Below are 21,129 nucleotides of genomic sequence, written 5' to 3'. Positions count from 1 at the left end.
AAATGTATAATGCAAAATATGGTATTTTAATATAATTTTTAATTAGTAATAAGGAGGGTGACCATTGATTCGTATATTGTACATAGAAGATGAAAAAGAAATAGGGCAATGGGTCAGTAAGGAATTAACTGAAAGAGGCTATGAAGTAACCTGGTTAGAGTCTGGAGAAGATCTTGAGCAACATATTGCCTCAAAGGATATTGCTATATTGGATGTGATGCTACCTGGCTTAGATGGTTTCTCCATTGGCAAAAGAATTAAACGAGAAAATAAGGACTTACCAATATTAATGTTATCAGCTCGAACGGCTATTGAGGATAAAATTGAAGGGCTCCACTTCGCTGATGATTATGTAACAAAGCCATTCCACCCCGATGAACTAGTAGCAAGGCTTGAAGTATTACTGAGAAGATATCAAAAAAATGATGATGTCCTAGCATTGAAGCACCTAAAAATTTATACGAAAGATATGCGAATTATCAATACATTGGATGAAGAAGAAATTCTTTTGACTGGTAAACAATTTTATTTATTGCAGTATTTTATACGTCACCTCAATCAAATTTTAACGAAGGAACAACTCTATGAGGGTGTTTGGGGTGAGAGTTATATAGAAGGTGATAAAACATTGATGGTACATATCCGTTACTTAAGAGAAAAGATTGAAGTAAATCCTGCAAAGCCTCTGATTATCGAAACAATTCGAGGTATAGGCTATAGGGTGAAACTATGAAATTTTTCCGATCACTATTAGCAAAATATATGCTAATTATTTTATTAGCCATATCAATTGTGCAAATATCCTATCTGGGTGTTGCGATTTTCGTGTTAGGCATTACAAAAACAGCGTCTGGAGAATTTTCAAGTGATGTTCTTCTGGAAAGTGAAATCGAGGAGCAATGGCATACAGAGGCCAACAACATAAAACAAGCTTCAGATCATACTGTTGCCGAGTTTTTTCAAAAATGGCAAGAGCAATATCCTACAGCCTCTATGTTTTGGGTAAGTGAAGAGGGCAATCTCCTGACTTCTGTCAATGTGAAGGAGCAGTTACCAACAAAATGGACACCAGCCTATACAACTCAATTTATAAAGGAACGCTATGGAGGTAATCCATTTACTGTTATGGCTTTCTTAGGCGGTGATGTATCAAATGGCTTTATTGTATTAGAGATTTCAAGGGAAGCCTTTAATCCACCGCTTATTAAGGTCTATGATAACTATGGTAGCTTCTTACTTTTTGGTGTAATTGCCGTTATTTTATTTTTTATTGTCGTTTCGCTTTTATTTTTCAAAGGAATCCGAAAAAGATTATTACATCTCCAAGAGGCCATGGAGATACGTGATGTAGACGGTCTACCTATTGAGATTCATGTGAAAAAGCGGGATGAAATTGGGCAATTAGAGCATAGCTTTAACAGAATGGTTTGCGAGCTGAGAGATAGTAAACAGCGTCAACAGAAGGAAGAACAGCTAAGACGGGAACTGATTGCCAATTTATCACATGATTTACGGACACCGTTAACAAAAGTAAGAGCCCAGTCCTATACGATTAGCAAAGAAACCTTGTCAGAGGAAGGCAAACAAGCTTTGAAGGCAATGGAAACATCTATAGTGAATATTGATGCTTTAATCGAAAATCTAATGTCCTATACATTGTTAATGGCAAGTAAATATAATTTCGAACCGAAAAACATCAATGTTATTCGGTTTGTGCGGGAACATCTAACAACCTGGTATCCAGTTTTTGAGCGAGAAGGTTTTACGATCGACATTGAACTGCAAGCATTTGAACCTAATGAATGGCGTGTTGATCCATTATGGTTAGGACGAATATTTGATAATATATTCCAAAATGTATTGCGTCACGCTAACAGTGGGAAATATATAAAGGTGACAACGGAATCAACGGAGAGCTACAGAGCATTTCTGATTGAGGACCATGGTCAAGGGATGAAAAATGAATCGAATGCTAAGGGGGCAGGAATTGGTTTATCCATTGTTGATGTAATGGTAAAGGGTATGGGTTTAGAATGGGACATAAACTCCAATCACTCGGGCACAAAAATTATTATAAAAAATGTGATTCAATCTGCGAAGCTTGGGAAGTAAAAGCTCGCAGATTTTTTTATGTTGATGCAACAATTTTTTGTATCGAAAGCATAGCAGCAGAAAAAGAAAGGCTCTTATAAAAAGAGTAGAAGTTTTTTAAACAAAATTTAAACTTGGTCCATACCTGTTTTTAACCTTTTCTTCTTATGATAGTAAATGAGGTGAGAACATTGGAATATATCGTACAAACACAAAACTTATCAAAACACTTTGGGAAAGAGCAAGCTGTATCAAATATGAATTTACAAATACAAAAAGGTGAAATATACGGATTTTTAGGGCCAAATGGAGCAGGGAAAACGACTACCATTCGTATGCTTCTTGGTTTAATGAAGCCTTCCACAGGTACCATTAAAATTTTTCAAAAAGACATTACGAAGGAGCGTATTCAAATCTTAGCCAATGTAGGTTCATTAGTAGAGAATCCTTCCTACTACCCACACTTAACAGCATATGAGAATTTGGAGGCACTAAGAAAAATAGTAGGTGTACCGAAATCTCGAATCGATGAAGTTCTCGAAATTGTCCGTTTGAAGGAAGCTGCTAATAAAAAGGTAAAGGGCTTTTCGTTAGGGATGAAGCAACGTCTAGGTATTGCTGCTTCTCTACTGCATAATCCTGAATTACTTATTTTAGATGAACCAACGAATGGTCTGGATCCTTCAGGAATTATTGAAATTCGTAATTTAATTAAAAGGCTACCAAAGGAATACGGCATGACTATTATTATTTCCAGCCATTTATTATCAGAGATCGATCAAATGGCGACTCAAGTAGGGATTGTTTCTAAGGGGAAATTGATTTTCCAAGATTCTATTGAGGCGATGCGTAGGTTTGCTCAACCAAAGATTCTATTTAAAGTGAACAATGGTGAAAAAGGATGGCGCTCTCTATTAGCCCATGGCATTAAAGCAGATTATCAAGATGGGGTTATTTTATTAGAGGAATGCTCAGATGAAAAAGTTGCTCATATTGTCCATGTTCTTGTTCAGGAGGGTATTTCAGTATTCCGAGTGGAGGAAGAGAAACGCTCATTGGAGGATATATTCCTGCAAATGACGATGGGAGAGCAGGCGATATGATGGGCAAGCTGTTAACTGCTGATTTTTTAAAAATCAAACGCAAAGGATTATGGTTTTTAACGCTCTTAGGTCCCTTAGGTGTTGTCGCTCTACAAATGGTCAATTATGGAGTAAGAAAGGATTACCTCTTACAGCAAAGTGAAGATGATTGGGGCTATTATTTACTAAATGTTCATTCATTTACACCGCTTGCCATTGTGTTGGGCATTGCCATTTTAACGTCCTTCATGGCGAGTATTGAAAACGAGACTAACGCTTGGAAGCAGCTTATCGCATTACCTGTATCCAAATTAACTGTGTATTTATCTAAATATACTGTGTTAGCTATTCTACTATTTTTGTCTTCAACACTACTCATGATTTTTACGCTGAGTTATGGGCTGTTTTTAAATCTAGGTGAATCTATTCCTTATATGGAGTTAGTTAAATTTAGTTACTTCCCTGCGCTTGCAGCATTGCCTATTTTGGCACTTCAATTGTGGATTGCGAGTGTAAGCCATAATCAAGGAATTCCTATTACAGTAGGCATTTTTGGGGTGATATTTGCTTATTCCTCCTATGTTCTACCTGACTGGATGATATGGAAATGGCCATCATTGATGAACCACTGGGATGAGCCGATAATCAATGTCATGCTAGGTGTAGGGATTGGTATTTTACTCTATATTGCTGGCATGGTCGATTTTGCAAGAAGGGACGTGAAATAATGAACGCTTTACTGCAAGCTGAATGGTTTAAATTGCGTAAATCAAAAATGGTACCTATTATTTTGGCGGGGCCCATGATTGGGCTTTTCATTGGACTATCAGCAAATTTAGAGGACAATATGCAGGGACTGGAAATAAATGAATGGTATATTGCCTTATTTTCAATGAATTTAACATACGCATTATTATTTTTACCTCTTATTACGGGCGTTTTTGCGAGTCTCATCTGTAGATATGAACATCAGTCTGGCGGATGGAAGCAGCTTTTAGCATTACCGGTAACGAGAGGGAAAGTATTTGTAGCAAAATATGTGTTAATTATGCTGCTTGTTCTAGCGATGCAGCTCTTGTATTTAGGCTCCATCTTTGCTGTAGGTACGCTGAAGGGCTATACAGATCCTTTTCCAATGGGAATCGTATGGAAAAGTATTGTTGGAGGATGGGTAGCAACATTGCCTTTAGTGGCCCTTCAATTATGGTTATCCATAATGTTTAAAAGCTTTGCTGCTCCATTTGCTGTCAATGTCATATTTACGTTGCCATCAATTTTAGCGGTGAACTCTGAACGAATTGGTCCATATTATCCCTGGGCACAGCCTTTTTCAATGATGTACATAGGTGGCAAGACAGACGATGTATTCTTTGTGCCATGGGAGCAATTATTAACAGTAGTAGGTGGTGGGTTCATCCTATTTTTCCTCGGAGGATATTACTATTTCCAACGAAAAGCCATTTAACACCTTAAAGGAGAATTGACATGAGAATAATGAAACGAAGCTTCCGATTTTTAACTGCATCAATGCTATTAGTAGCTTTAGCTGGATGTGGGCAGGGGGAGTCTATAAAAGATGTCTCGCAGTATACTAGTGAAATAAAAGATATCAATATCCCTGATGATGTAAAAATTATTGGGTTTGGAGAAGCAACACATGGCAATATCGAATTTCAAACATTAAAAAAAGACCTATTTAAAGCGATGATTAAGAATGAAAATGTCCATGTTTTTGTCTTAGAAGGAGATTTTGGTGGAGCCCAGCAGATTAATCAATTTATTTTAAACGGTGTTGGAACGGCGGAGGAAGCTATAAAGGCTCTTGATTATGGCATTTATAAAACAGAACAAATGATTGAACTTGTTCAATGGATGCATGATTATAACTTAACAGTCGATGAACAAGATAAAATTTATTTTTACGGAAATGATATGCAACGCTATGATTATAGCAAAAAGGGATTGCTTGATTATTATGCACAGGTACATGCTGACAATGCTAAGAAATTTACGACTGAGCTAGAGCATGTTTCCAACAAAACGATGAGAGATTTATCGAATAATCAGCTAATAGAGCTTGATAAAACGATTGATACAATCATCAACGATTTACAATCAAACAAGGCGATATATGAGAAAAAATCATCAAAGGATGCCTTCTCCTTTGCTGCTCAATATGCACAAATTATGAAGCAACGTACGCAATTATTTGTAAATGATGGAAACTATATGAATTTACGGGATGAATATTTGGCTGAAAATTTACAATGGATTGTGGAGTACGAAGCAACGCAAGGGCATGATAAAGTGTTAATGTCTGCTCATAACGGTCATATTGAGAAAACCTCTGCTTCGATGGCAGGCTATCAATCAATGGGACAATACTTAAATGAGCAATATAAAGAACACTATTTTGCGATTGGCACAGACTTTGTCAATAATACATTTCAAGCACAAAACGGCTCTGGTGAACGAAAGGAATATTCAATTGAACATCATAATGTGTTAGTGGATGCTTTTAGTGACATCGATAGCAACATCTTTTATGTGGATTTTGAAACTGCCAAACAATCGAAGGAGCTGGCAGATATCCTTTCCCAAAAGCAAAGAATGGGCAATATCGGTGATGATTTCCGTCCGTGGTATAAGCTAACACAAATGCTGTATACCATTAAAATGACACCTGAAGAGGCTTATGATGGTCTCATTGTTGTGCAAGAAGCAACACCAACAAAAATAATTGATTAAGTTAAATTTAGCAACTTCCATCAAAAAATCTCTTTCCTTCTTCAATATAATAAAGATGAGGTGAGTAACATGGAGTATAGTCAGGCAACACAAAGAACGATTGCCTATATCGAGGAGCAATTGATGGAAGAAATTTCACTTGAACGTCTTCCTAATAATGCTGGCTACTCGAAGTTCCATCTAAGTCGTATTTTTAAGCAGGAAACGGGGATTACGATTGGTGAATATATTCGTATACGTCGACTAGCCATGGCTGCGAGTTATTTGATGTACTCTAATGTATCGATATTAACCATTGCATTTACACTTCAGTTTCAATCACAAGAAACTTTTACAAGAGCCTTTAAAGAAGTTTATGCATTACCACCAGGGAAGTATCGAAAATTGATGCAATCACTTAATATGTTGGAGGAGGAAAATTACATGGAAACAGTTGAACAGGTTAAAGGTTGGATGTTGAGTGGAGCGAATCCAGAATTATATAAATTTCATACAGATGACAAGGTGTTTCATTCAGGGAAGCGTTCAGGCGTATTGTATTCCACAGCTGCATCAGCAAATCAGGGACAATTTGCTACGATGATGCAGGGCTTTCAGGCTACTGACTATAAAGGAAAGCGCTTGAAAATGTCTTGCTATTTAAAGACGGCAGATGCCACAAAGTGTGGTGCATGGATGCGTATTGACAATGGTACGGGTGATACTATTCAATTTGATAATATGGATCAGCGTTCTGTGACAGGTTCTACTGAATGGAATCATTATTCTATTGTCTTAGACGTACCTGAAGAAGGTGACTCCATTTATTTTGGTGTGTTATTAATTGGTTCTGGGAAAGTATGGGCAGATGGTTTCCGATTTGAAGAGGTAGATGACAAAGTTCCAACAACGAATATGCTTTCACAGGAGCATTTACCAACCCATCCAGCTAATCTAGACTTTAGTATGGCTTAATGGAGGCAATGTAATCATCGATTGACTTTGTTTAACAACGTATTGTTTACCTCTAATTTGTTAAAACTAACAAAGAGGAGGTGTGAGACAATGGCACAAGAAATTCTTTGTGAAGTCAATAACTGCACATTTTGGGATTCTGGTAACAAATGTACAGCCGAAAAAATTTATGTTGTCAGCCAAAAGGGACAACATGCTTCCAACAGCGAGGAAACAGACTGTAAAACATTCGAACCTGAAACGCATTAATGCCAAAAGGGTAGCCATGTATATGGTTACCCTTTTTCCCTGTCTTTATTAATAAAAAATATCCACCTTTTCTTTACTAAATAAAAGTGCATGTGCATTGCTCACTTTTTCTTCCACATAATCTAACGAGTATTTACCAACGGAATCTGTTAAATCACCAATGGCCCGAGATAAATTATCGATAATTGGAATGAGTTTGTGTAATTCAGTACGGTCTTTGTCTTTGTGCATCTCATCCATGATTTCATATGCAAGACGCTGAATTTTCCTTAATCGCAATTTTTCAGATTGCATTGAATCCTCCTTATTAAGCAATTTAAGATGTCTCATTATATGAGCTACAATAAGGTTTCATGAATTTTTTTCTTTAGAAGTAATTGCTAGGACTTTGAAGGGCTGATGCAATTTCCCTTATGCCAACGTCGATTTTAGATTCCTCCACATTGGACACATTTAGCTTTAATATTCGCTCATGATCAAATGCATCTAAATAATTGCGGTTAATCGTATCTAGATAAATTTTATGTTGCATCAAATGCTGAATAAGCTTTTGAGTATTGACCTGTCTTGGTAGAACGATATGGCTATGCATACAGACTTCTATTGATGCCTGATATTGGGCTAAATGCGTTGCTATGGATTGCTGAAGGCTATTCGCTCGGCTTGCATAAGCTTCGGTGACTTTCTTTTGATAACGTTCAAACATACCACTTTTCAAGTAAAGCTCTAAGGCAGCCTGTGAAATCATGGAGCTATCAATATCAGTGGTATTTTTGTACTGCTGAAATGTGTCAGTAAAGACATCTGGTAAAACGGCAAGTCCAATACGTAAGCCAGGAAACATGATTTTAGAAAAGCTTTTTAAATAGATAACATATTGCTGTGTATCATCTGTATAAATGGGATCTATTTTCGAATTTTGCTCGAAATCTGCCAAATAATCATCTTCAACAATGTAAACATTATATTGATAAGCAAGTTTACGGATTAGATCTTTTGTCTTTTTACTATAAGAAGTACCTAGAGGATTGTGCAGACGTGGCATCGTGTAAAAAAACTTTATGTCATGTTTACTAAAAATGCTTTCTAATTCATGTAAATCAATGCCATCCGTTGTTCTTTTGATGCCGATTGCCGAAACTCCATAAGTTTTTAAATAATCCATATATAAATGGTAACTAGGTTGTTCCACTAAAATGGTTGAACGACCATTTGGAAATGGCATAATACTTAGCAAAGACAGGGATTGCTGGACGCCAGAAGTAATAAAAATATTTTCTTCTTTTGCGAATACTTGATAGTTTGCTAATAATTTTTTCGCTTCTGTTATTAAAGATGGTAAGCCTTTTGGTGTTCCATATCTAAATAGATCTGTTTGGTATGTATCAATAGCTTTGTTTATACAATGTTGAAAATCCTGATATGGGAAAGCATGCCAACTGGGTGAAGATGTAGCAAAATCTATGTGATCTCTTTCCTGTGGTTGTAAGGGTAACTGATGGTCAACAACATAGTAGCCGCTTTTCGGTAATACATAGATAAGATGCTGATCCTCAAGTTTTTTTAAAGCAGTTAAAATAGTACTTTTACTACAGGAAAATTGCTGTGATAACTGGCGGATAGAAGGTAGCTTTGCCCCTGATTGAAGAGTACCTGCTTGTATTTGAGTCAGCAGCTGAGAATAAATCCATTCATATTTAAGCATAGACAGCCTCCAGCACATCTGTATCGGTACAGATGTGTTTTTTTCATATCGTCTATAGGTTCTCTTTTTAATACGATAACTATACCGGCCGGAATGATTTGAGAAGGAGCATTATCGTATGTCAGAAAAAAGAAAAGCCTATATAGCAGCGATTTCGTATGCATGTATCATTGGCCTTTCATTCATGTTTGTGAAAGTTACATTAACGGTGGCGAGTCCAACTGATATATTAGCCCATCGCTTTACGTTTGCCTTCATCTGTATTGTTATTTTAATGGTATTTACGAAAAATAAGCTAACAATAAAAAAATATGATTTACTAAAAATTTTACCGTTAGCCATATTGTATCCCATTGTTTTTTTCACTTTTCAAGTGCTTGGGCTTGCTAAAATTTCCTCTTCAGAAGCTGGAATTATTCAAGCAACGATTCCTATTTTTACATTAGCACTAGCAGGTTTATTATTAAAGGAAAAAGCTACTCGTGGACAGCTCGTCTTCATTAGTTTATCTGTACTTGGAGTTATCTACATGCTAATTATGAATGGGGCCAATGCAACTACAGGAAATGTCATCGGCAGTGGACTTATTTTACTTTCAGCCCTTGCTGCGTCGCTTTATAACGTGTTTGCACGAAGGCTTACAAAGCAATATTCATTACTGATTTTAACGTATGTGATGACATTATGTGGATTTGTCATTTTTAATGGGGTGGCTCTTGGAAATCATCTGATGAATGGTACAATCGATGAATTTTTTCAGCCATTAACACATGTTGATTTTGTCATCGCGATTTTATATTTAGGGCTATTATCCTCGCTCGGTACGTCCTATTTATCCAATTATGCGTTATCTAAATTAGAGGCTTCTAAAATGAGTGTTTTTAGTAACTTTGCTACGCTCATTACAATACTTGCAGGCGTTTTGTTTTTACAGGAAGTCTTTCACCTTTATCACTTTATTGGTGGAATCATCATCATTATTGGCGTCATAGGAACAAATTATTTTGGGCAGAGGCAGGTAGTGTAATGAGAAAATACAGCCTTTTGCTATTAATAAGTTGTATATGGGGCTCTCAGTTTTTCTTCGTAGCATTAGTTACGAATGATGTGGGAGCTGTCACTTTATCTTTGTTAAAAGCTTTAATCGGTGCAATCTGCTTAAGTATTATGAGCTTATTTTTGAAAAAAGAAAACTACTTAGCAAATAGTAAATTATACATTGGGATTGCCATTTTTGAAGTAGTGATTCCCTTCGTCCTCATTGCGCAAGGTCAAAAATATGTATCCAGTAGTATTGCGTCTATGCTCATAGCAATTGTCCCGATTATCACGTCAGTTCTCTTTGTTTTTTTCTTTAATAAAAAAGTTAGTTCGTTTCAAACGATTAGCATTCTATTAGGCTTTTTGGGGATCATCATTCTTTCTTGGCCAATACAAGGGGTGAGTGGTTCAGGGACAGTATTAGGGAATGTGCTGCTACTATTAGCAGCACTGAGCTTTGCATTTTCGTTAATTTTAATGGAGAAGTTAGAGGGTGGTTCACCAATCGTTCATATGAGAAATGTTTTAGGAATTGCCACTGTGATTTTATTACCAATGGCATTTATCCTTGAACAACCATTACGATTAAGCATAAATGGGATTCAGGTCGTCTCCATTGTTATATTAGGCATTTTCCACGCAGGGATTGTGTATATGCTTTATAATCTTTTAATTAAAAGTGAGGGTGCTTTATTTGCCTCTTTTAGTAATTATATCGTTCCTGTAGTAGGTGTTCTACTTGGATATTTGATATTGAAAGAACCGTTATTAATCAAACATTTCATAGGGATATGTATTATTCTTTGTGCTCTTTTGTTGTCGAAAAGAAACAAGAAGTGAACGTTGGTTATAAAAAATCACCTCGATAGTGTACGAGGTGATTTCAGACTGTAGACAAGCTCGAAATAATGAAGAGCTTGTCATACATTATTTGAAAAATCTATAAATCAAAATAGTAATTTATTGTTGCTTTATTTTTATTCTTAAAATCATTTTATGATAAAGTGACAAAATCATATAGGCTATCATAGAAAACAGTCCAATGACAATTAAACTTATAGTAAAAGCATGTATATAATTTAACAAAGAAGCGCTCTCTAAACTTGTTCCTAAATAATAAGAAAATAGTATACTAATACCTGCGACTGCTAAGGAATTTGCTAAGTACATAAAGGTTGTAAATAGACCAGCAGCAACCCCCATATGAATCTTTGGAATGTTACCCAATATGGCATTTGCTAAAGGTGTTGTAGCAAGACCAAGTCCAAGGCCATAGACGAATAAAAGGATTATTGCATCAGTTCTGAGTAAATTATATTGCTCCATCCATAAAAAGAAGACAAGTAAAAAAGTACACATACTCATACATAATGCACCCATTTTTAAAACAATAAAACCATACTTATTAATAATTTTTGAAGAAATAATAGACGTTACAAAAAATCCAATTCCTATTGGTAGAAAAACTAAACTCGTTTCTCCTGTATCATACTTTAGGCCATATTGTAAAAAGTAACTAAGGATAAAGAAAAAGGCAAACATACTTAAGTAAATAGCTAGCACAGAACAAATGCCAAATACAAAAGGGCGATGCTTAAATAAACTTAGGTCTACGAGAGGTGATTGTTGAAGTTTTTGCTTAAATCGCTCAAGATAAATGAACAGAATAAGTACAACAAATGAAAGCAGTAGACAGCTAAAAATCCATGTTTGCCATCCTTGTTGTTGGACTTCGGATAAAGGATAAATAAGTAGAAATATACTAACCATTAATAAAATTGAACCCATCCAATCAATATGATTGGATTTCTTATCCGTTGACTCCGGTATAAAAGGGAGCAAAAGGAGTACTAGCATGCCAATTGGAACATTGAAAAAAAATACAGTTCGCCAACCGCCGTTAAATATATTCCATTGAACTAATAATCCCCCTAATATTAAGCCAAAGGTAAAGGCTACTCCAATGACAGCACCATACAAGCCGAAAGCTAAATTTTTTTCTCTAGGCGGAAAAATTTCCTGGATTGTTGATAAAACTTGAGGCTGAATAAGGGCTGCGGCTAAGCCTTGAACAAATCGAATCCCAACTAATAACAATGGGCTTGAAAGTATTCCTCCTAAGAAAGCAGTAAGGGTAAAGAACAATACGCCAATCCATAATATTTTTTTTCTACCGTAAATATCGCCTAGTTTACCTCCAATTATTAGAGCAGTTGCAAGCCCAACCGAATATCCTGAAAATAGTAATTGAGCGTGAGAAAAGGATATATGCAAGTCGTTTTGAATGGAAGGTAATGCAATTTGTATCATGTAAGTATTTAAGGAGATTAATAATGTTGGAAGTAATATCACCGCTAATGCCAACCATCTATATGAATAGAACGTACTTGATTTTTCTGATGAAATTGGATTCATAGATACTCCTCCTTATATTGATTGGTTGTCAGTCAAAAATAGCTTTAGTGATTAGGTAAAGCTGGATGATACGCAACGACTATATTATTCGTATCATTATTTTGATAGATACAACAGTCAACTTCATAAACCTCTTTTACTAATGAAGGTGTTAGTAGCTTCTCAGGCTTGCCATGTGTTAGTATGCGACCATTTTTTAGTACATATAAATATTCACAATACATGGCAGCAATAGATAGATCATGCAATGCGGCTAGTGTACCAATCTGTAATGATTGCACTAGTGATAAAATTTGAATTTGATATTTAATATCTAGGTGATTTGTAGGTTCATCTAAAATTAAAAACTGTGGTTCTTGAGCTAAGGCACGTGCGAGAATGACACGTTGCTTTTCACCACCAGAAAGATAAGAGAAATGTTTTGAAGCATAATGCTCTAAGTTTACTTTTCGTAATATGTTATCCACAAGTTCAATATCATTTTTTGTATCTGATTCTAACATTCTTTTATGTGGTGTTCTTCCCATCATCACCATATCACGTACAGTAAAGTCAAAATTCGAGTTGTTAAATTGTCCAACAACCCCCATTTTTTTCGCGATTTCTTTGGCAGAGGATTTAACAATATCTATATCATCTAAAAAAATCTTGCCACTAGTGGGTTTTATGACTTTATAAATGTTTTTTAATAGTGTTGATTTTCCACAACCATTCGGTCCAATAATGCCAACAAATTGTCCTTCTTTCACCTTTAGCGAAATACTTTTGATAATTTCAACATCTGATACTGCGAATGAAACATTTTCTACATCTAATTCCATATTAGTTACCCCCAAAACCATATTTCTTTTTTATTAACATGTGCATAAATACTGGGGCACCTAATAATGAGGTTACGATGCCAATTGGTAATTCGCTGTTAGGAATGATTGACCTTGCTAATAAATCTGTCCAGATTAAAAAGATAGCCCCTACTAAAATAACAATAGGTAGTAGTTGTTGATGATTTGACCCTGTAAAGATGCGTACAATATGTGGAATGATAAGCCCAACAAAGCCAATGATTCCACATGTTGAAACTATAATGCCTGTCAAAGCGGCAGAAATAACTAAAAATACTTTTCGATAAGTATTTATATTAATACCTAATGTCATAGCAGCATCATCTCCCATAAGCATTGCATTCATAATGCGCCATTGGGAGAGGAAAAATACAGCTATAATAATAATAGTAGTAGCGATTAAAGGCAGGTCATCCCAATCAGCAGTGGACAAACTCCCCATTGTCCAAAATGATACTGAACGTACACCTTCCGCATCTTTAGCAAAATATATAAATAGATTAGATAGAGCTGTAAATAGTGCATTGACAACAGTTCCGGCTAGAATAAGTTTAATAACAGACATTCTTTCCCCAATACTTGATAGCAGCAATACTAGAAATGTTGCCAATAACGCACCTAGAAACGCCCAAATCATTAAATTTGATTCTCCAAAAAGGCTGAGCTGATACCCTAATATGATAGAGAATGTTGCACCTAGTGAAGCACCTGAGGAGATACCAAGTAAATAAGGATCTGCAAGTGGATTCTGAATGGTTGCTTGCATCACACTACCGCAAAGTGCCAAACCACTCCCGACGAATAGTGCTAATAAAACTCTGGGAAAACGAATTTGCCATATGATTTCAAGTGTCATGTTAGAAATAGTTGTATCTATATGACCTATGTTTATTCCTGTAATTTGATATAAAACAATTTTGCAAGAATCAAGAAATGGTATACTGACTTGTCCTATGGAAACAGAAGCAATTATAGAAATGAAAACTAGCACTATCAAAAATAGAAGTAGGGTAAAAAAAGAAAATTTACTTTTGAGCATTTTTTTTCACTCCATTAACTATTTCAGGGTTGATAAATGCAGCTACTTCCTCATATAAATCAGCAATCTCAATACCACCATTTATAGCTCCTGTATATTCTACGGCCATAACTTCATTATTTTGAATGGCTTTTACAGTTCGAAGCTTTTTATCATTCATTAAATTATTTTTTGTTTTTTCTTGATCAGGCTCTTGGAATTCTGTGATGATAATTTTATCTGGATTTGCTGCAATAATTGCCTCTGTTGAAAGCTCAATATAGTCTTCTTTCGAAAGTTCTAAATATGTAGCGCCTGCACCTTCAATCATCTCGTCAATCATGGCCCATTTTGGTGAGAAGTAGAAATACTTTCCTCTAGCGCCACTTATCAATAGGACAGTAGGCTTTTCTTTAGAATCCTTAACTTTAGAAGTAATGGCATCTATGCGTGTTTGTTGTTCAGTTAGATATTTGTTCGTTTTATCTTCTATATTAAAAACCTTCCCAAATGTTTGAATTTCCTCAAAGTAAATATCTATGCTACGTCCTATTGTAAAGTTGGTGGAAGAAACAACAGGCAGTCCACGGTTGTTCCAAGAAGGGATACTTCCAATTAATTCTTCTCTAAATGCAGAAGCAATAGAGTAGATTAAATCAGGTTCTAGAGCCATGATAGCCTCCTTAGCTGGCCACATTTCACTAACTAAAGGTAGTTTGTCAATGTCATCTTTGTAGTCTGAATTTGTTAAATCACTATATGCAAATCCAACGACTTTTTCTTGCTGTCCAAACTTAACTATTAACTCTGCGACAGCTGAACCGATGACCATCACTTTCTCGGGAGCATTGGGGATAGTCTGAGAGATTTTCTGTCCTTCATAAGTGTAGGTATCTAGTGTTAATGGATAGTTTCCATTAATAGTTGTATTGTCTTTTTTCTCAGAAATAGTTTCCTGTGATTGTGCACAACCTAAAATCAGCAATATAAGTGTGAAACCTAATAGAGAAAGGGTTTTTTTTAACATTTAAATTCTCCTAAAAATTAGTATTTGACTGATAGTCACTCAATAATGTTTCACAATATTTCTTCTCACTCTGATCATTTGACTAGTTATTAGTCAAATGCTTAAATGAAAAAAGGGGGTAGTTCAGAAAATGATTAGAGTAACAAAAAGTGCATCAGAACGACGAAATGAGATTTTAGATACAGCAGAGTCTCTTTTTAGTGAAAAAGGTTATGAAAAAACCTCAACTACTGATATAACTAAAAAGATGGGAGTAGCACAGGGAACGCTGTACTATTACTTTAAATCCAAAGAAGCATTGGCAAATGCATTAATTGATAGGCAACTTAAAGGAATAAAGCAAGAATTTACAGAAGTCATCTATAATGAGACACTTACGGCGTATGAGAAAATTGCATGGATTTTTGTTTATGAGCTTGATGATCCAACAGGCCATGTCGAAATCTTTAAATATTTACAACATGATAGTAATGCTACTCTGCGTCAAATATTACATGTACAAACCATTTGTCAGTTTACGCCACTGCTAACAGATTTAAATATACAAGGCAATAAAGAGGGGCTCTTTCACATTGAAAATCCAACGCTAGTGGCAGAATTTTTCCTATCGACAATCCACCATTGGGTAGATTCATCGTTATTTAAATGGAATAAAGATGAACGTATTGCTAGAATTAAAGCCATTCAATCTACGTTCGAACATTTATTCGGAGTCCCTCATGGAAAATTTGATTTATCCCTCCTAAGACAAACTGTGAAAGTTAAATTTAATTATTGAGTGAAAGCATCTTAAATGATAATCAATATCAATTAAGATGCTTTTATTATAATTATTGACTGACAACCTGTCAAATTGTTTTTATTAGATCGAAGCTAGAAATGATATGGAGTTAACGCATAAAAATTTGGAAAATGAACTTCTATGTATTGTAACTGTTTGTTATTATTTTTAAAGTACAGCGAGTATGGTGCAAATTTTCCATCATACCTTTTTAATTAGGGAGGACAACAATACTATGGAGAAGATTTTTCAAGAAATATTGGAATCGATCAGATTTGCTGATAAAAGGATTATTATTGGCATTTCAGGTCATGGAGCTGCAGGAAAAACAACATTTGCTGAAAAGCTTTTAAAAGTTTTAAATCAAGCTGAAGTGAATTATTTGAATACTGATCCTTATATTGTTAGTTCAGATATTCGCAAACAGACAATGATTAATTATACATATCAAAATGTAAATCATCGTTTTAAAATGACCGCTTGTCATCCCGCTGCCCATCACCTTCCTTCATTGGAAAGAGATGTTCGGATGATAAGAGCAGGGCTGGATTTATTGACAATCGGTACACATTATATGAAAAGCACATTAATTTCTTCAAAAAAACAGATCACGATAGTAGAAGGAATGAGTGTAGCATTTATAGATCCAGAGTTATTGGATTTCAAAATTTATTTTTATACAGATGGGGCTACAGAGCTTAAGCGAAGATCAGATCGTGATGTACTTGATAGAGGGACAGATATAAATTATTTAAAACAATCACATGATGAACGACGTATTCAATATGAATTATTTATGCATCCATATTGCCAACATTTTGATATGGTTATTAAAACAGAGGATGATGAAATCCTTATTGAAAAAAATACACTTGTAAAATAAATGAGAGCCTTCTACTAATCAATTAGTGGAAGGCGCCTGTCTTTAGTATTGGAATTTTACGCGGACAGTAGCATCAATAGCAATTTGTCCCTGTTCTATAGGCGTAACTCCTGAGGAAACAGCCATAGAGCGGTAAAGGATCGGTGTGTTAGCTTGCTCTTCCACAATTTCTATAGGGAGTGGCTGTAAAGGAAGATGCATGGTTTCTGCTATTGTTTTCGCCTTCAACTGTGCATTCTGAAGAGCAAAATTTAATGCTTGCTGATAGTAAGCGTCTATATGGTCCAATTTGAACTGAATGTTGGCAATACGATTTGCTCCATTTTCTATGGCTGTATCAATGACTAAGCCCAAATTATCGATGTTTGATACATTGACGGTAATGGCATTGACCACTTCATAGCCATTAAAAATTTGTTTGCCATCCTCAAAATGATACTGTGGTGTAACTGTATAACTAGCTGTTTGTATTTGTTCTCTTGGAATACCGAGGGCTACTAGTGACTGAATGACTTGATTCATGATCCTTGCATTTTCCTGCTGAGGGCCTTGTACATTATTGCCTTGTGTTTGGACTTCTATTTGTATTTGTACAGAGCTTGGAGTAGCCATTACCTGGCCATTGCCAGTTACCGTAATAACGCGTGATAGATGGGGTACTTGTTGATTGACTTGTGCATAGTACATACAAAACCACCTTTCGTAAGGTATATAATAATGCTATGCAAAGAAATTTATTCCTTGTTTAGTCTTTTTAAATATTTATCATGAAGCTTTGTGAAGAAAAGTAAAGTTAAAATAGTTCCCAACAAGGCTAAAAACATGTCCCATTGTGCATCCCAGCGATCTCCCTGCATGCCTAAAAAATCTTTCGTCCCTTTACTGCCCTTCGAGATTCTTGTACTTAACCATTCGATGATTTCATAAAAAGCAGCAATTGCGAGCAAAATACTAATTGTAATACCTGTTAGCCAAGCTCCTTTAGTAAGCTGCGTCTTTCGAAGTAATATTTCCCTTATCACGATGGCTAATAAACCTTTTAAAAAATGACCGAAACGATCATAGTGATTGCGTTGGAAATGAAATTCTTCTTTTAGCCAATTAAAAAGAGGAACCTCTGAATAGGTATAATGTCCACCTATAAAAGTAAGGATCGACAATAGGGCAATGATGATATAAGAAAATGTGGTGAAGCGAAATTTATGATAGATACAAACTACGACTGTTATTGCCACAACCCCTGGGCTAACCTCAGCCAGCCAATCTAAATAGGAGGATGGTTTAATGACTGACCAGGTAAATACAATTAAGACGATAGCAAGTAAGGTTAGGTGTATCTTAAAATGTTGACCATTATTCATAACAACAACTCCCTTTGTCCCACAGTATGTGGAAGGGGATATTTGCTTATTCAACTATCGGTTGGCAAACAAAAAAGAAAAGCGTCTAGTTGACGCTTTTTTATAGCCAATTAGATCATTTTTAAAAGTGCCTCTACGCCAGTCATTCCTTCAGTAATGCCAAGTTGTTCTGCTTCATACGTTACCGATTCTAATGGGGCTGTTAATAGCTCATCAATTGTTTTAACACCTACTGCACGACCAGCAACGATTTTTCGATCAACTAAGCGACTATTTAATAGGCCAACATCTAAAGCTCCACACATAATGTAGCCTGTCGTATTAGAAATGGTCAGTAGCGTTGTTTTAGGTAATTGAACAACTACTGCAGTGAAGAAATGCCCTTTAATCATAATAGGTTCAATTGTCACCATCGAAATCACTCCTTTTCTCTATATACATATGGTGATGACTAGCAAGGTGTTCAACATTTCCTTGAAAAAAGTCATCAGATGAATAATGCTGAAAACGAATGAGATGATGGATGAAGTTAATGGAGGCAATTAAAAAGGGAATCTACTCCTGATGAATAGATTCCTTGTATCTCTTTACCTTGTATAGGAAAGCAGAGCAGTTTGTTTAAATATATGTAATGCAGTTGTTGCCTCACTTTTAGAACGATATTCAAACATTCGATAAGTGTTTTCTTCAAATACTGTAATAACCCACATATATGTCATCCCTTCCATTGTGTTACACAACATAGTGTATATTTATCGACTTGTTATATATCACTTATAATTTTATTTTACATCAATAAAGAAAAAATAAAGCACTAACCCTTGTTTTTCACATATCGTTCAAAATTGTTATGAAATAATTAAAAGGAGAAAACAGACAATCCTTCATAAGTATATTTCATTGCAATTCGTAAATAGTAAGTTGACGGAGTTCTGTGAATTCGGACTTGGGAGGTGATGCTATGACACGTATACATGTATTGGTTTTTACAGTTTGCTTTTTAATCATCTCGGGATTTTTAGGAGAGAAAGGCTATGCTGATAAGGGTCGCCCTTATTATGAGGAAACAGGAGAAGTGGTATGGGATATCAACACAGAGGATAAAATTGTCGCCCTCACCTTTGATGATGGCCCACATCCCAAGTACACTGCGGCAGTGCTTGATTTATTAGCAAAATATGATGCCAAAGCAACCTTTTTTATTATTGGAAAGAATGCAGAAAAATATCCAGAGCTTGTTTTACGTTCTTATACAGAAGGCCATGAATTAGCCAATCATACGTATACACATCCGTTTAAAGTTTCCATCAAAAAATTGCAAGAGGAGCTTCAAAAGACAAATGACACGATTTATAGTATTACTGGTTTTTCCCCAGTTTTATTCCGTCCTGTAGGTGGAAATTATACGGATGCTATGATTAATGCTGCTGTAAAGGATGGCTACAAGGTTGTGATGTGGTCTTGGCATCAGGATACGCAAGATTGGAAAGAGCCTGGTGTAAAGAAAATTGTGCAAAAGGTGATGAAGGGAACGAGGCCTGGAGATGTCATTTTATTTCATGATGGTGGTGGGAATCGTACACAAACCATTAAGGCATTAGAAGAAATCCTCCCTGCATTAAAAAAACAGGGCTACACATTTGTCACAATATCCGAGATGATTGAAAGTAAACAACAGCAACAGGAGCAAGTTCAATAATGAAAAATGAGCCATCTCAACAAGGTTTGAAATGGCTTATTTTTCACATATATTAAAAGTTTGAGTTAGAAGAATATGATTGGAGCTAGTGCAATCCCTAAGATTGTTCCTAAAGCAATTCCATAGCCAAAACCTTCCCCACCAAATCCTCCAAATCCCCAAAAACCTAAACCATAACCACTATGTCTTCTATCAGGTAGAATCCATACCTGTCTTCTGTCTACCTTAGTGATTTCCCCAACATGTACCCTACCAGATGAATCCGAGATTCGAACGCGTTTGCCATGATATTTACAGCAAAGATTATAAGCATCAGCTGGATTCAATATCATCCCTCCTTTCGATGTCATTACAAGCTAATATATGCGATCCGAAGCATTTATCACTAGCCGATTGTCTATTCACGACATATGCTGAGAAGAGGTGATGACATGGCAGTTGTGCCAACAGATAAGTGGTTAGATGAATTTGTTTATGCCAGAAAATCCACAAAAAAAGATGAGTTACATAGTTTGCAATGCTCCATTCTTTGTGATCATTTAGTCGAATTATTTCAAGACGGCTTGTCAGAAGAAATACACTATTCTTTACAGCAACAGGGACTTTTTCTACCAGATGAGACAGTCGATGTAGAGCAATTAAAGCAGCATAATGTGTGGGATTGCGTACAGCAAGAATTTATATACTTGCAAAAGAAATGGAATGGTCCGACTATACCGATTTATATTTTCCCAATTACCCAACAGCAAACGATGACCAATAAAAACGGTGTGGCTTATCCTCAGGCTCTTTTTTTATTTATTGGAGAAGTAGAGACACAGGAACTGCAAGCATTGTTCGCACATGAATATAATCATGTCTGCCGTTTACACAATTTAAAAAAATCCCTCGATGAGATGACTTTGTTGGATGCTCTTATTTTAGAGGGCTTAGCAGAAAGTGCAGTGAAAGATTTATACGGAGAAAAGTGGCTTGCACCATGGTTAAAAAAATATTCAGCTACAGAGCTTTTAGTTTTATGGAAAAGTCATTTTTTGCAGAATTTACAGGTTGAAGGGGTAGAAAAGCATAGGCCGTTTTTATACGGTGGTGAGCTGCCACCTTGGATAGGCTACTGTATAGGCTATAAAATTGTTCAGTCGTATAGTAAGAAGCATTCATCCCGACATCTCCTATTTACGTCAAGCAAAGATATACTTGCTGGTTCAGATTTTCCGCTACAATAGAGGAAAG

25 protein-coding genes are annotated in these 21,129 nt (G+C 35.7%); 14 read left to right on the top strand and 11 right to left on the bottom strand.

Annotated features, from left to right (window positions below; genetic code table 11):
* Positions 1-64: 64 nt before the first annotated feature.
* The 8 genes from NV349_RS21635 to NV349_RS21600 all read left to right on the top strand — a co-directional run bounded on the left by NV349_RS21635 (position 65) and on the right by NV349_RS21600 (position 7,124).
* Positions 65-733, top strand: a complete 669-nt coding sequence (locus NV349_RS21635) for a response regulator transcription factor (protein ID WP_036128711.1) — start codon at positions 65-67, stop codon at positions 731-733.
* Positions 730-2,112: a sensor histidine kinase gene (locus tag NV349_RS21630; protein WP_058843869.1), complete on the top strand. Its 1,383-nt coding sequence runs from the start codon at positions 730-732 to the stop codon at positions 2,110-2,112. The genes NV349_RS21635 and NV349_RS21630 overlap by 4 nt, the downstream gene beginning before the upstream one ends.
* A gap of 170 nt (positions 2,113-2,282) precedes the next feature.
* A complete protein-coding gene (locus NV349_RS21625; protein WP_058843870.1) occupies positions 2,283-3,194 on the top strand; it encodes an ABC transporter ATP-binding protein in 912 nt (303 codons plus the stop codon).
* Positions 3,191-3,901: an ABC transporter permease gene (locus tag NV349_RS21620; protein ID WP_036128706.1), complete on the top strand. Its 711-nt coding sequence runs from the start codon at positions 3,191-3,193 to the stop codon at positions 3,899-3,901. Before NV349_RS21625 ends, NV349_RS21620 begins: the two co-directional genes overlap by 4 nt.
* Complete coding sequence (locus tag NV349_RS21615) at positions 3,901-4,638, top strand: ABC transporter permease (RefSeq protein WP_271911319.1); 738 nt, start codon at positions 3,901-3,903, stop codon at positions 4,636-4,638. The genes NV349_RS21620 and NV349_RS21615 overlap by 1 nt, the downstream gene beginning before the upstream one ends.
* A 20-nt stretch (positions 4,639-4,658) precedes the next feature.
* Positions 4,659-5,921: an erythromycin esterase family protein gene (locus tag NV349_RS21610; RefSeq protein ID WP_231745009.1), complete on the top strand. Its 1,263-nt coding sequence runs from the start codon at positions 4,659-4,661 to the stop codon at positions 5,919-5,921.
* A 69-nt stretch (positions 5,922-5,990) separates the two neighbouring features.
* Positions 5,991-6,875: a helix-turn-helix transcriptional regulator gene (locus NV349_RS21605; protein ID WP_271911316.1), complete on the top strand. Its 885-nt coding sequence runs from the start codon at positions 5,991-5,993 to the stop codon at positions 6,873-6,875.
* Between the two features lie 90 nt (positions 6,876-6,965).
* The gene (locus NV349_RS21600; protein WP_004231699.1) at positions 6,966-7,124 is read left to right on the top strand and encodes a DUF1540 domain-containing protein; all 159 of its coding nucleotides are present in this window, start codon (positions 6,966-6,968) and stop codon (positions 7,122-7,124) included.
* Between the two features lie 48 nt (positions 7,125-7,172).
* Here the strand turns inward: NV349_RS21600 and NV349_RS21595 are convergent, their stop codons facing one another.
* On the bottom strand, positions 7,173-7,418 hold the full coding sequence (locus NV349_RS21595; protein WP_036128699.1) for a hypothetical protein: 246 nt from the start codon (positions 7,416-7,418) through the stop codon (positions 7,173-7,175).
* 73 nt (positions 7,419-7,491) lie between these two features.
* On the bottom strand, positions 7,492-8,829 hold the full coding sequence (locus tag NV349_RS21590) for an aminotransferase-like domain-containing protein (RefSeq protein WP_036128698.1): 1,338 nt from the start codon (positions 8,827-8,829) through the stop codon (positions 7,492-7,494).
* Between the two features lie 118 nt (positions 8,830-8,947).
* Between NV349_RS21590 and NV349_RS21585 the strand changes: the two genes are divergently transcribed.
* Together NV349_RS21585 and NV349_RS21580 are read left to right on the top strand one after the other, a co-directional pair.
* Positions 8,948-9,856, top strand: a complete 909-nt coding sequence (locus NV349_RS21585; protein ID WP_271911298.1) for a DMT family transporter — start codon at positions 8,948-8,950, stop codon at positions 9,854-9,856.
* On the top strand, positions 9,856-10,710 hold the full coding sequence (locus tag NV349_RS21580) for a DMT family transporter (RefSeq protein WP_058843875.1): 855 nt from the start codon (positions 9,856-9,858) through the stop codon (positions 10,708-10,710). The genes NV349_RS21585 and NV349_RS21580 overlap by 1 nt, the downstream gene beginning before the upstream one ends.
* Before the next feature lie 120 nt (positions 10,711-10,830).
* Here NV349_RS21580 and NV349_RS21575 read toward each other — a convergent pair whose 3' ends face one another.
* From NV349_RS21575 to NV349_RS21560, 4 genes are read right to left on the bottom strand one after another with little or no spacing between them, the layout of a single operon-like run.
* Complete coding sequence (locus NV349_RS21575; protein WP_101966884.1) at positions 10,831-12,285, bottom strand: MFS transporter; 1,455 nt, start codon at positions 12,283-12,285, stop codon at positions 10,831-10,833.
* A gap of 44 nt (positions 12,286-12,329) precedes the next feature.
* Positions 12,330-13,106 (bottom strand): ABC transporter ATP-binding protein, encoded by a 777-nt coding sequence (locus tag NV349_RS21570; RefSeq protein WP_058843877.1) that lies wholly within the window; start codon positions 13,104-13,106, stop codon positions 12,330-12,332.
* A gap of 1 nt (position 13,107) precedes the next feature.
* Positions 13,108-14,166: a FecCD family ABC transporter permease gene (locus NV349_RS21565; protein WP_271911296.1), complete on the bottom strand. Its 1,059-nt coding sequence runs from the start codon at positions 14,164-14,166 to the stop codon at positions 13,108-13,110.
* Positions 14,153-15,172: an ABC transporter substrate-binding protein gene (locus NV349_RS21560; RefSeq protein WP_058843878.1), complete on the bottom strand. Its 1,020-nt coding sequence runs from the start codon at positions 15,170-15,172 to the stop codon at positions 14,153-14,155. Before NV349_RS21560 ends, NV349_RS21565 begins: the two co-directional genes overlap by 14 nt.
* A gap of 130 nt (positions 15,173-15,302) precedes the next feature.
* On the opposite strand from NV349_RS21560, the gene NV349_RS21555 reads away from it, so the two are divergent.
* Positions 15,303-15,950 (top strand): TetR/AcrR family transcriptional regulator, encoded by a 648-nt coding sequence (locus NV349_RS21555; protein WP_036128686.1) that lies wholly within the window; start codon positions 15,303-15,305, stop codon positions 15,948-15,950.
* 238 nt (positions 15,951-16,188) lie between these two features.
* On the top strand, positions 16,189-16,836 hold the full coding sequence (locus tag NV349_RS21550) for a uridine kinase family protein (RefSeq protein WP_271911293.1): 648 nt from the start codon (positions 16,189-16,191) through the stop codon (positions 16,834-16,836).
* A 42-nt stretch (positions 16,837-16,878) separates the two neighbouring features.
* Here the strand turns inward: NV349_RS21550 and NV349_RS21545 are convergent, their stop codons facing one another.
* From NV349_RS21545 to NV349_RS21530, 4 genes are all read right to left on the bottom strand, one after another.
* The gene (locus NV349_RS21545; protein ID WP_058843880.1) at positions 16,879-17,523 is read right to left on the bottom strand and encodes an SIMPL domain-containing protein; all 645 of its coding nucleotides are present in this window, start codon (positions 17,521-17,523) and stop codon (positions 16,879-16,881) included.
* Between the two features lie 47 nt (positions 17,524-17,570).
* Positions 17,571-18,197 (bottom strand): DUF2238 domain-containing protein, encoded by a 627-nt coding sequence (locus NV349_RS21540; protein ID WP_036128680.1) that lies wholly within the window; start codon positions 18,195-18,197, stop codon positions 17,571-17,573.
* A gap of 110 nt (positions 18,198-18,307) precedes the next feature.
* The gene (locus NV349_RS21535; RefSeq protein WP_036128672.1) at positions 18,308-18,610 is read right to left on the bottom strand and encodes a YunC family protein; all 303 of its coding nucleotides are present in this window, start codon (positions 18,608-18,610) and stop codon (positions 18,308-18,310) included.
* A 174-nt stretch (positions 18,611-18,784) separates the two neighbouring features.
* A complete protein-coding gene (locus tag NV349_RS21530) occupies positions 18,785-18,916 on the bottom strand; it encodes a hypothetical protein (RefSeq protein ID WP_271913652.1) in 132 nt (43 codons plus the stop codon).
* A 242-nt stretch (positions 18,917-19,158) separates the two neighbouring features.
* On the opposite strand from NV349_RS21530, the gene NV349_RS21525 reads away from it, so the two are divergent.
* A complete protein-coding gene (locus NV349_RS21525; RefSeq protein ID WP_036128670.1) occupies positions 19,159-19,896 on the top strand; it encodes a polysaccharide deacetylase family protein in 738 nt (245 codons plus the stop codon).
* Positions 19,897-19,961: 65 nt separating this feature from the next.
* Here the strand turns inward: NV349_RS21525 and NV349_RS21520 are convergent, their stop codons facing one another.
* Positions 19,962-20,222 carry a hypothetical protein gene (locus tag NV349_RS21520; protein ID WP_036128668.1) on the bottom strand — a complete coding sequence of 87 codons (261 nt, stop codon included), beginning with the start codon at positions 20,220-20,222 and terminating at the stop codon, positions 19,962-19,964.
* A gap of 105 nt (positions 20,223-20,327) precedes the next feature.
* On the opposite strand from NV349_RS21520, the gene NV349_RS21515 reads away from it, so the two are divergent.
* Entirely contained in the window at positions 20,328-21,122 is a 795-nt protein-coding gene (locus tag NV349_RS21515) for a DUF2268 domain-containing putative Zn-dependent protease (RefSeq protein ID WP_036128666.1), read from the top strand.
* The last annotated feature ends 7 nt before the right edge of the window (positions 21,123-21,129 follow it).

The sequence above is a fragment of the Lysinibacillus sp. OF-1 genome (assembly GCF_028356935.1).
Lineage (GTDB): Bacteria > Bacillota > Bacilli > Bacillales_A > Planococcaceae > Lysinibacillus > Lysinibacillus fusiformis_D.
The sequence above is the reverse complement of the archived record's forward strand: the minus strand, read 5'-3'. Positions and strand labels throughout refer to the sequence as shown.

Bases quoted from the DNA above. Each gene is read 5' to 3' on its own strand.
- NV349_RS21630 (WP_058843869.1), top strand. From the start codon at position 730: ATGAAATTTTTCCGATCACTATTAGCAAAATATATGCTAATTATTTTA.
- NV349_RS21620 (WP_036128706.1), top strand. From the start codon at position 3,191: ATGATGGGCAAGCTGTTAACTGCTGATTTTTTAAAAATCAAACGCAAA.
- NV349_RS21615 (WP_271911319.1), top strand. From the start codon at position 3,901: ATGAACGCTTTACTGCAAGCTGAATGGTTTAAATTGCGTAAATCAAAA.
- NV349_RS21610 (WP_231745009.1), top strand. From the start codon at position 4,659: ATGAGAATAATGAAACGAAGCTTCCGATTTTTAACTGCATCAATGCTA.
- NV349_RS21605 (WP_271911316.1), top strand. From the start codon at position 5,991: ATGGAGTATAGTCAGGCAACACAAAGAACGATTGCCTATATCGAGGAG.
- NV349_RS21600 (WP_004231699.1), top strand. From the start codon at position 6,966: ATGGCACAAGAAATTCTTTGTGAAGTCAATAACTGCACATTTTGGGAT.
- NV349_RS21595 (WP_036128699.1), bottom strand. From the start codon at position 7,418: ATGCAATCTGAAAAATTGCGATTAAGGAAAATTCAGCGTCTTGCATAT.
- NV349_RS21590 (WP_036128698.1), bottom strand. From the start codon at position 8,829: ATGCTTAAATATGAATGGATTTATTCTCAGCTGCTGACTCAAATACAA.
- NV349_RS21585 (WP_271911298.1), top strand. From the start codon at position 8,948: ATGTCAGAAAAAAGAAAAGCCTATATAGCAGCGATTTCGTATGCATGT.
- NV349_RS21580 (WP_058843875.1), top strand. From the start codon at position 9,856: ATGAGAAAATACAGCCTTTTGCTATTAATAAGTTGTATATGGGGCTCT.
- NV349_RS21575 (WP_101966884.1), bottom strand. From the start codon at position 12,285: ATGAATCCAATTTCATCAGAAAAATCAAGTACGTTCTATTCATATAGA.
- NV349_RS21570 (WP_058843877.1), bottom strand. From the start codon at position 13,106: ATGGAATTAGATGTAGAAAATGTTTCATTCGCAGTATCAGATGTTGAA.
- NV349_RS21565 (WP_271911296.1), bottom strand. From the start codon at position 14,166: ATGCTCAAAAGTAAATTTTCTTTTTTTACCCTACTTCTATTTTTGATA.
- NV349_RS21560 (WP_058843878.1), bottom strand. From the start codon at position 15,172: ATGTTAAAAAAAACCCTTTCTCTATTAGGTTTCACACTTATATTGCTG.
- NV349_RS21555 (WP_036128686.1), top strand. From the start codon at position 15,303: ATGATTAGAGTAACAAAAAGTGCATCAGAACGACGAAATGAGATTTTA.
- NV349_RS21550 (WP_271911293.1), top strand. From the start codon at position 16,189: ATGGAGAAGATTTTTCAAGAAATATTGGAATCGATCAGATTTGCTGAT.
- NV349_RS21545 (WP_058843880.1), bottom strand. From the start codon at position 17,523: ATGTACTATGCACAAGTCAATCAACAAGTACCCCATCTATCACGCGTT.
- NV349_RS21540 (WP_036128680.1), bottom strand. From the start codon at position 18,197: ATGAATAATGGTCAACATTTTAAGATACACCTAACCTTACTTGCTATC.
- NV349_RS21535 (WP_036128672.1), bottom strand. From the start codon at position 18,610: ATGGTGACAATTGAACCTATTATGATTAAAGGGCATTTCTTCACTGCA.
- NV349_RS21530 (WP_271913652.1), bottom strand. From the start codon at position 18,916: ATGACATATATGTGGGTTATTACAGTATTTGAAGAAAACACTTATCGA.
- NV349_RS21525 (WP_036128670.1), top strand. From the start codon at position 19,159: ATGACACGTATACATGTATTGGTTTTTACAGTTTGCTTTTTAATCATC.
- NV349_RS21515 (WP_036128666.1), top strand. From the start codon at position 20,328: ATGGCAGTTGTGCCAACAGATAAGTGGTTAGATGAATTTGTTTATGCC.